At 33.3% G+C, this 6647-nt stretch carries 9 protein-coding genes; 1 reads left to right on the top strand and 8 read right to left on the bottom strand.

Features of this window, described 5'->3' with window-relative positions; translation table 11 throughout:
• Positions 1–170 precede the first annotated feature (170 nt).
• From MWU32_RS05125 to MWU32_RS05140, 4 genes are all read right to left on the bottom strand, one after another.
• A complete protein-coding gene (locus MWU32_RS05125) occupies positions 171–488 on the bottom strand; it encodes a type II toxin-antitoxin system RelE/ParE family toxin (RefSeq protein ID WP_246938281.1) in 318 nt (105 codons plus the stop codon).
• On the bottom strand, positions 457–690 hold the full coding sequence (locus MWU32_RS05130) for a hypothetical protein (RefSeq protein ID WP_246938282.1): 234 nt from the start codon (positions 688–690) through the stop codon (positions 457–459). The genes MWU32_RS05125 and MWU32_RS05130 overlap by 32 nt, the downstream gene beginning before the upstream one ends.
• 185 nt (positions 691–875) lie before the next feature.
• Positions 876–1373 (bottom strand): hypothetical protein, encoded by a 498-nt coding sequence (locus tag MWU32_RS05135; RefSeq protein ID WP_246938283.1) that lies wholly within the window; start codon positions 1371–1373, stop codon positions 876–878.
• Positions 1374–1531: 158 nt separating this feature from the next.
• Positions 1532–1927 (bottom strand): META domain-containing protein, encoded by a 396-nt coding sequence (locus MWU32_RS05140; RefSeq protein ID WP_246938284.1) that lies wholly within the window; start codon positions 1925–1927, stop codon positions 1532–1534.
• A 365-nt stretch (positions 1928–2292) separates the two neighbouring features.
• On the opposite strand from MWU32_RS05140, the gene MWU32_RS05145 reads away from it, so the two are divergent.
• Complete coding sequence (locus tag MWU32_RS05145; RefSeq protein ID WP_246938285.1) at positions 2293–3264, top strand: IS110 family transposase; 972 nt, start codon at positions 2293–2295, stop codon at positions 3262–3264.
• 157 nt (positions 3265–3421) lie between these two features.
• Here MWU32_RS05145 and MWU32_RS05150 read toward each other — a convergent pair whose 3' ends face one another.
• From MWU32_RS05150 to MWU32_RS05165, 4 genes are all read right to left on the bottom strand, one after another.
• Complete coding sequence (locus MWU32_RS05150) at positions 3422–4108, bottom strand: DUF4145 domain-containing protein (protein WP_246938286.1); 687 nt, start codon at positions 4106–4108, stop codon at positions 3422–3424.
• Positions 4109–4299: 191 nt separating this feature from the next.
• Positions 4300–4719 carry a hypothetical protein gene (locus MWU32_RS05155; protein WP_246938287.1) on the bottom strand — a complete coding sequence of 140 codons (420 nt, stop codon included), beginning with the start codon at positions 4717–4719 and terminating at the stop codon, positions 4300–4302.
• A gap of 146 nt (positions 4720–4865) precedes the next feature.
• Positions 4866–5903, bottom strand: coding sequence for a TlpA disulfide reductase family protein (locus MWU32_RS05160; RefSeq protein ID WP_246938288.1), 1038 nt, complete (start codon positions 5901–5903; stop codon positions 4866–4868).
• Positions 5904–6063: 160 nt separating this feature from the next.
• Positions 6064–6543 (bottom strand): hypothetical protein, encoded by a 480-nt coding sequence (locus tag MWU32_RS05165; protein WP_246937150.1) that lies wholly within the window; start codon positions 6541–6543, stop codon positions 6064–6066.
• Positions 6544–6647 lie beyond the last annotated feature (104 nt).

The raw sequence follows: 6647 nt of genomic DNA on the forward strand, positions 1-6647 counted from the left end.
AAAGGCTATAAACCGCTAGGAGATTACATCGATAGAGCGCAAACTTTAATCTGGTGAACCGCCGTACCTGCTCGCCGGCAGGCGGGTACGAGACCCGTACGTACGGTGGTGTGAGAGGCGCAGTGGCGACCGTTAGGTCGTCACCCGTCTACTCGATTATGCAACGGTTATTATATTTTTTTCTTATTGGGATTTTTTCGGTTTGAAAAGAGTGAAATTATTTCGACAGAATTTTCATTTATTCGATAATAGAGGTTGTTATGTTTCTCTACAACAGCTTTTCGAATTCCTTTTTTTTCGTAAGAATCAGGAAACATTTCAGGTGTTTTTGAGATTAGCTCAATAGTGTGGTCAAGTTTAGCAGAGAATTTTCTTAACTCTTTTTCAGACCAATTGTTTTCCAAATACTCAATGGTTTCTTCTAACTCAGAGATTGCGTGGTCTGTCCATAGAATTTTATAACCACTTTTCATAAATCTTTTTGACATTTGAGTGAGAAGTTAGTTTACCATTCTCGGCATCTTGAATTCCTTTTTCAATTGATTTTTGTTCATCAATTGAAATTTCATTCCACCAATCAGTTTTTTCTTTTTTTCTTAACTTCATCAATTTGTCAATCAAAGATTGGTCATCCAAAGTGGAAAGCCACTGAATTAATTCGATTTTTTTATTTTGAAGATCTATATCCATAATATCAAAGTTACAAATTTCCTGTTGTTATTCAATTTTTGCGTGATGCTTTTACTGTTGCATAACGTTTATGTATAAGAATAGTTGCGGGTTTGTATGCGAGGATTTTCCGAAGGAAAATCAGACGTTACAAACACGCAACGACCTTTGATTAAGCACTAAACCGCAATTATTTTTATACGGTGTTAGGCAACGTTTTTTATTTCATTCAGTTCAAAGAACCGATTGATTTTAGTTAATAATTCAGTTTTATCCTTTTTCAAATTCAGCACGTTATAAAACGGATTGTTTATTGATTTATCAATTAATTTTCCATTCTGTATTTTCATTAAGTGAGGAAATCCGCTGTAATTTTTAAACTTGTAAAGAGCCTCTGAAATAAATTCCGCATTATATTCCGATTCCACTTTTTTTCCATTCAGATACACGATTTCAATTCCGTCAGTCAGATTAGGGATTATTTGTTCCTCAATATATTCTTTCGAGTTTTTTCTATTGTTGTAGCAGAAGAAATTCTTTCCATTGTTGTTGGTCAGAAATTCAGAGTATTTTTTTTCAAATCGCTTTCTTTGAAAGAAATGAATTGGGTAAAGAACTATCATTATTGGCAAAAACAATATAAAAATCGGAATTCCGATAATTATAAATAAGACAAATGCTAAAATGTTATTTCCTAATTTCATTGTTTTCTCAAATGTTGCCTAACGTTTATGTGTAAGAATAGTTGCGTGGGTTAAGCACCTAAAATAACAAAAATTGACCGAGCCTGTGGAAATTCCGCAGGAATTTCCAAGTAGGCGAGAACCGAGCAATTATTTTTACACGGTGTTAGCACACGTTTTTATTCCGCTTTTTTATATTCGTAATGATTGTCAAAAAGTCCGTCTTTATCTTTATAAATCAATTTCTTTTTATTTATTTCCACGAGAATATAATTTCGATTTCCAATAGTTAAAGTCGAATCAGTCAGTTTGTAAGTCGCATTATATTCATTTCCCATTTGATTGATATAGATTGTTTTGTCTTTATTAAAAGTCAGAGTTGTTTTTAATTCCATATTAGAATCGGTTTCAGAGTCAGTTTCAGAGTTAGATTCGCCAAGTGGCTCAATATCTTCTGGAAAAGAGTTCATTTCCGCAACTAAAATCCATTTTCCGAATAGTTGTTTTTCCGTTTCAGATTGTGCAACGCAAGAGTTAATTCCTAATAATAGAGTCAAGATTATTATTGTTCTCATCGATTTTTTCTCAAATGTGTGCTAACGTTTATGTGTATGAGTTGTGGCGTGTGCCATCACGGACAATTCCAAACGGTCAACTACCTATGGAAAATCCGCAGGATTTTCCAAGTAAGCACAGACCCAGCCATAACTTATACACGGCTTAAGTTTGATTTTTAATAAATCAGTTAACTTTAAGTATTAATCAGAAAGAACAAAAGAGCGGAGTAAGGTTACTATACACGGTGAAGCTTTTAGACTTCGGCAACATTGATAATCCCCGCTCTTTTACTACTTAAATCACGTTCAGTTCTGTGAGACCTAGATCTCGTTTTCAAGTTGTTGTGACCCAAGTAGCTGGTTCTTTCATGAATTGTTTTGATATGAATAAATATAAGGAAACTTTTGGAGTTGACATCAGCAAGGATGTCTTTGATTTGCACGGTAGCAATAGTGGCCACGATCAGTTCAAGAATAATGAAAAAGGATTTAAGTCCTTTTTAAAGATACTTCCCCAAGATTCAATTGTGGTGATGGAGGCAACGGGCTATTACCACTATAGGCTCGCACAGTTTCTATACAAAAGCAACGTAGTGGTATCGGTTGTAAATCCCTTGTCTGTAAAGCGTTTCATACAGATGAAACTTGCCAAGGTGAAGACGGACAAGAGCGATGCCAAAGCTATTTGCGATTATGCGATGGCTAATGAGGTTCCACTTTACAGTGCCCTGACCGATGTGCAGGCAGAGTGTTTGCAACTGTTCCGATTGTTGGACAGTTATCTTAAAAAGCGCACGGCAGCCAAAAACAAGTTGCACGGCGAAGAGACCCTCGGCATTCCCTCCAAGTTCGTTTACCGGTCCCTGAAACGGGACAGAAAACACTTGGACAAGGAGATTGCCGGTATCGAGGAGCGTCTGCTCTCGCTTGTTAGGAAAGAACAACAACAGCAGCTCACCCTTTTAACCACCGTTCCAGGGATAGGTATAAAGACTGCATTGTTTTTGATTGTGGTAACCGATGGATTTTCCAAGTTTGAGACCGCTGCACAGCTCTGCAGCTATGTTGGTATTACACCTACAATTCGAGAGTCGGGAAGCAGTGTACGCGGTCGTAGCAGGATCAGTAAGGTCGGCAACAAGAAACTTCGTAACCTGTTGTTCCTTTGTGCTTTCAATGCCTGTAAGTACAACAAAGCGTGCCGCGAGATATATGAGCGAATCGTAAACAAGGGTAAGAGTAAAAAATTGGCGCTTATTGCAGTAGCCAATAAGTTATTGAAACAGTGTTTTGCAATCGTGAAATCTGGTTTACCGTACGATGATGCCCATGTGTCAGTGTTAAAGATTAATTAATCGGACTCATCAACTTTGGTGCTGATTATTGATTGTTGGATTGGAAATAAAACGACGAAGGAGCTTTATTCCACTTCAACAATGCCAGGACCGCATTTGTCAAATTTAATGGAGAAAAGCCTTGTTTTTTGCCTCAGTTCTTTGTTGTACGCAGGCTTTATTCATTTTTTTTAGCCTTATCTTTTGTTTCAGCAATATCAACTATTAAATTTAACTTTAGTTCTCTTTCGTGTCTATGAATATACCATTCTTCAATTAACATTTCAATAAGTTGAATTAAGAGCTGTGCTTCTTTTGGCTCAACTTCAATTATTAAGTTGATATCTTTTTCCATATGAGCACCAATGTTTCCAACTTTTCTTATTGCGTCAATGGATTTCCAAGTTAACGGATCGACTTTTTCTTCAATTTCATTAATTTCGTCAAAAAGTCGACCTTTTTTGACACCCCAAAAATCTCTGATCATACCTTGTAAACATCTGCGTGATAAAGTTGCAGAAGCCTTTGGGCTTAATTCTAAAATTGTATATGCTTCCTCATAATCTTGACGAATTGCTATTGGAATGTAATCTGGATAAACTTTGGCTTTAGTATTCGGAATAAGTGTCCATTCTTTTATAAAATCTCCTCTTCTGTATATTTGAGGAACATAATTAAGTTCATATAATCTTATATACAACGATAGCTTATTGCACTCAGTATTCGGACAAACAATCCAAAGTATATCAGCACTTTTTAGTCCATCAGCATTTCTTATTTTTAAATTTGACTCATCTTTTTTGTGATCGTCAGAGTTAATGGTAGTTTTTGTTTCGCAGTGAGGACAAGTCCAGTTAAATGCCATATTTATTATTTTATTTATTTCTTACGAATAGGTTTTTTTAGCTTGCGTACAACGTTTGGTGTAAGAATAGTTGCGTGGGTTAAGTACCTAAAATAACAAAAATAAACCGAGCCTGTGGAAATTCCGCAGGAATTTCCAAGTAGGCGAGAACAAGCAATTATTTTTACACAGTGTTGTAAAACGTTTTTTATTCAATTCTCCGTTATGTATTTATTTTCAGAATAATATTTTTCCTTTCCTTTTATATTGTCAAAATCCAACTTAATTATCGTATCCAGATTTTTTCTTTTGAGATTGATTTTTAAAGATTCGGTTTTTTTAGTTAGTGTGTCTCCGATTTTTATAAACTCAAAAAGTGCAGAACTTTGGAAAATAAAGTCTTTTTTATCATCGCCAAATATTGGATGTCGGATAATAATTATTGGTCTTGCATGATTTTCTTTGTCAATATATTTTTCAAGAACTATTCCATCATAGTTTGAATGATATTCGTCATAAACTACTTTGTCGAAAAGCTCTTTTTGAGTGAGATTGTCACAGGAATTAAGTCCAACTAAAAGAGGAAAAAATAAAATAATATGTCGATTCGTCAATTTTTTCAGTTTTCTCAAATGTTTTACAACGTTTGGTGTAAGAATAGTTGCGTGGGTTAAACACCTAAAATAACAAAAATAAACCGAGCCTGTGGAAATTCCGCAGGAATTTCCAAGTAGGCGAGAACCAAGCAATTATTTTTACACATTGTTACCACACGTTTTTATTTTAGAAGTTTGTCAATTTCCTTTTCAATATTTATTTCTCCTTTGTAAAATTCGATGAACGATTTAACTATAATTCCATTTTTGTCGATTAGAAAACTGTTTGGTGTTCCTGTAACATCATATTCAGAAATATTTTCGCCTTTCATTCCTTTTAAATCTGAAATATTTAACCAATTTTCATACTTGTGTTCAGTTGATTTTGCTAATTCATCGATTTCTGTATCAACAAAATAACTGATAATCATAAAGTCTTCTTGATTGTATTTTTGAACTAATTTTGGAAGTTCCTTATGATGCTGTTGACTTGAATAAGGACAGTCTGGACTCCAAAAGTCTAATAGAATAATTTTACCATAATAATCTGATAATTTATGTTGAACACCATTCAGGTCATTTCCCCAAATATCTCTGAATTTATCTCCAATTTTAACCTGATCTGTATTTATATAGGTTAATAATTCCAGACCTTTTGGTGAGTTTGAGTTTGTAATATTAAGTTTTTTGTGAAATAATAATAAACTGTCTTTTGAAATTTCTTTTTTCTTATGTAACAATTCTCTTAATGACATTTGGTTGTTCGGATTCGAAAACAGAAAATGAAGTTGATTAGAAGTTCTTTTTGATTTTTCACTATTTGCAGATATGGACTGATATTGATTAAATAAATCATTTTGGTTTGAGCCAATTACTTTAGCATTGAAAAAATCTGAATATTCTCCAACAATTGAAATGTTTTTATTTTCTACAAATAAATATTTATAGTCTTCTATTGGTTTGTTTTCACTGTCATAAAAAAACAAGTAACACATTGAGGGAAAATCTACATTTCCAGAAAGTTTGAAATTTTCGTTTATGACATAGGCTGAATCCATTTTTATTTCGATGTCGTCATCATATAGATAGACTTTGGTGCTATCAGGAAAGTTTTTAGCAGTTACTATTAGTTTGAAGCCATTTGAGTTAGTTCCTTTATACTCTTTTTTGCATGATATTGCTATTAAAATTATTGATATGGCTAAAAATATTTTTTTCATAAATATGGTTTTTTCAAATGTGTGGTAACGTTTAGTGTATGAGCAGTGGTGTGGTTCGGTACGGACAATTGCAAACAGGTACTTGCCAGAGGAAAATCCGAAGGATTTTCCAAGTAGGCGAGAACAAGCCATTGCTTATACACACTGTTGTAACACGTTTTCATTCATTCAAATTATTAATTATTATTTCAGTCAAATTATTATCTTTTGCTTCAAGAAAAATAATTGTAGGTCCATAAACATTGTTTATTGCAAGAAGTCCATATTCTGAATTAAATAAAATTGGTCCTGTTCCATGGGTTCCAGGGTTTTCTAAATCATAATATTTAAATTCTAAATCCTTTAGTTTCTGGTTTCGAAATGTTTTTTTGTCTGACTCAATGAATTCCCTAAATCCAAAAAATAAAATATTTGAGTTTGCTGCTTTTTGAATATTGATAGTTTTTGTACTGTCAATTTTACTAACATAATTATAAATTAAAGTGTCACCTTTTCTATGAAATGAGAGCGTAAAGCTTTCAATTTTAGGTTCCCCTCCGAAATGAATAGAAGCTTCTCTTTCTGCTTTCCATTCTGTATTTTTTTCAGAACAGCTCAAGGAAATGAATATTGTTAATATATAATATTTTAGTTTTCTCAAATTTTGGCTAAAGTCAAATTTACTATAATTTTCCTACACAATAATTTTACTGGTTAGTTTATGAAATAAATGAGTTTTTATTGTGTGGGGAATGTGTTACAACG

This window comes from Gelidibacter sp. F63206 (genome assembly GCF_023015735.1).

What these genes read in the sequence shown, in the direction of transcription:
- MWU32_RS05125 (WP_246938281.1), bottom strand. Translation starts at nt 488, where the DNA reads ATGTCAAAAAGATTTATGAAAAGTGGTTATAAAATTCTATGGACAGAC.
- MWU32_RS05130 (WP_246938282.1), bottom strand. Translation starts at nt 690, where the DNA reads ATGGATATAGATCTTCAAAATAAAAAAATCGAATTAATTCAGTGGCTT.
- MWU32_RS05135 (WP_246938283.1), bottom strand. Translation starts at nt 1,373, where the DNA reads ATGAAATTAGGAAATAACATTTTAGCATTTGTCTTATTTATAATTATC.
- MWU32_RS05140 (WP_246938284.1), bottom strand. Translation starts at nt 1,927, where the DNA reads ATGAGAACAATAATAATCTTGACTCTATTATTAGGAATTAACTCTTGC.
- MWU32_RS05145 (WP_246938285.1), top strand. Translation starts at nt 2,293, where the DNA reads ATGAATAAATATAAGGAAACTTTTGGAGTTGACATCAGCAAGGATGTC.
- MWU32_RS05150 (WP_246938286.1), bottom strand. Translation starts at nt 4,108, where the DNA reads ATGGCATTTAACTGGACTTGTCCTCACTGCGAAACAAAAACTACCATT.
- MWU32_RS05160 (WP_246938288.1), bottom strand. Translation starts at nt 5,903, where the DNA reads ATGAAAAAAATATTTTTAGCCATATCAATAATTTTAATAGCAATATCA.